2 protein-coding genes are annotated in these 1,479 nt (G+C 49.8%); both read left to right on the forward strand.

The features are described from left to right. Positions 1-29 precede the first annotated feature (29 nt). Positions 30-518 carry a hypothetical protein gene (locus tag EV672_RS18615; RefSeq protein WP_133611430.1) on the forward strand — a complete coding sequence of 163 codons (489 nt, stop codon included), beginning with the start codon at positions 30-32 and terminating at the stop codon, positions 516-518. Between the two features lie 175 nt (positions 519-693). Continuing rightward, the gene (locus tag EV672_RS18620) at positions 694-1,224 is read left to right on the forward strand and encodes a hypothetical protein (RefSeq protein ID WP_133611431.1); all 531 of its coding nucleotides are present in this window, start codon (positions 694-696) and stop codon (positions 1,222-1,224) included. Positions 1,225-1,479: the final 255 nt, after the last annotated feature.

The raw sequence follows: 1,479 nt of genomic DNA on the forward strand, positions 1-1,479 counted from the left end.
GGCGTTAGGCCACAACACAAGGAGCACTCATGTCGAAGCTATGGTCTACCTTGGTCATTGCGTTGCTTATAAATATCACTGGCTGCACAACTGTCAAAACATTCCAGAAAATGTCCCCAGATCAAAGAGCGGCTGCCGTATGCGAAAAGCAAGATCATATTGTTGCATCTATTCAAAAGAAGAAGGCGCTGGAAGCGAGCATTGCAGACTCTACGCAAGCGTTATCCCGTGGATATCGTATCCACCAGCAGTGCCAAGAAGTAAAAGTCTATGGGCAAGCAACCATGAATTGCTCAACGTTAGGCAACAACACCAATTGCTCAGAATATAGGCCGGAGTCTTATGAAACAAGGTGCACCGAAGTGCCTGTTAGCCTGAGCCCTGAACTTGAGCGATCAAATATTTCACAGTGGTCTCAAGCGCTCCAGTTTTTAAACCAAAAACTGACTTCCGATTGGAATCGCTGCTACGATTTTATATATAAAATGTCTGCGGAAGAGGCGTACGAGTACTACTAAACCATACATGTGAAGTGCTTCATCATGGGCAAAGGAACCAATTTTCACATGTGTACCGGGCCGAACGCAGTCGGTGTGAGCCTGCCAAACCCTGTCTATGCGCCCCAGCATAACTGTCGGTTCAACTCGAACACCAACATGGGCGTTAGGCCAACCCTACAAAGGCTCCGTCGCTATGAATGAAACGCAGCGCCAAGTAATACGTGCATTCAGAGAACATCGAGTGCGCTACTTGGTTGTTGGCGGGCAAGCCATGCGCTCGTACGGTATCGATAGACGAACACAGGACCTTGATCTTTGGGTTGCACGAGATATGGCCAATGCGCAGGCGATTACCCGATTTATGCGTCAGGTTCAGAACTTGCCTCCCCTGGATCGTCTGCAACAGCCAAATTTCAAATTCACTGTCGGGCATCCTGGTCAACCGGATGTTGACATCCTCACATCAGTTGCAGGTGATCCACAATTTGACGTCTATTTTGGGCGCTCTGACCGGCGCTTAATTGATGGCCTTCGCTTGCCGGTAATAAATCCATCAGACTTGCTGCTTGTGAAGCAGGCTTCTGCGGTCAAGATGGAGGAAGATCAGCATGATCCAGCACTTGAGCAAGTGGATCGGCAGATGGCGCAGCGAACCGCAGAGAAGGAGCGAAGGGACATCATGCTTTTAAACCTATATATCAACAACCTTCCTGCACCCTTGTGAACTTACCTTTTTTCCTTCACATCCAATGCCATGAATCCGCTCCCCAACATATTTTGACATCGTGGATTCAACTTGCAAGTGCAACACACAAGAAGTAGGTCATTCTAGCTAAAACGCCCTTCCACTACGCGCCGCAGCCTAACTGGCGGTTGAACTCGGACGCCAACACTGGCCATGGCTTCGCCATTTTCATGGCCAGTGTTGGTGCCCTGCGGCCCGTTCGGGCCTTCGGCGCCGGTTAACCGGGCGTTAGGC

It is taken from the genome of Aquabacterium commune (assembly GCF_004362855.1).
In the GTDB taxonomy this organism is placed as follows: domain Bacteria; phylum Pseudomonadota; class Gammaproteobacteria; order Burkholderiales; family Burkholderiaceae_C; genus Aquabacterium; species Aquabacterium commune.